General features: G+C 55.8%; 1 tRNA gene and 1 rRNA gene. Both read left to right on the top strand.

The features are described from left to right. Positions 1-8 precede the first annotated feature (8 nt). Positions 9-125, top strand: a 5S ribosomal RNA gene (gene rrf, locus K1I44_RS15180). 13 nt (positions 126-138) lie between these two features. Next, positions 139-214 (top strand) — tRNA-Lys (locus tag K1I44_RS15175). Positions 215-265 lie beyond the last annotated feature (51 nt).

Raw genomic sequence — 265 nt, 5'->3', positions numbered from 1 at the left:
TATGTTTGCTCGGTGACGATGGCGGAGAGGTCACACCCGTTCCCATCCCGAACACGGAAGTTAAGCTCTCCAGCGCCGATGGTAGTTGGCGGGACACCGCCTGCGAGAGTAGGACGTTGCCGGGCAAAACAAAAAAATGAGCCATTAGCTCAGCAGGTAGAGCATCTGACTTTTAATCAGAGGGTCGGAGGTTCGAGTCCTCCATGGCTCACCATTATGCGGGTGTGGCGGAATTGGCAGACGCACCAGACTTAGGATCTGGCGC

This window comes from Anoxybacillus sp. ST4 (assembly GCF_019448545.1).
Taxonomy (GTDB): domain Bacteria; phylum Bacillota; class Bacilli; order Bacillales; family Anoxybacillaceae; genus Anoxybacillus; species Anoxybacillus pushchinoensis.
The sequence above is the reverse complement of the archived record's forward strand: the minus strand, read 5'-3'. Positions and strand labels throughout refer to the sequence as shown.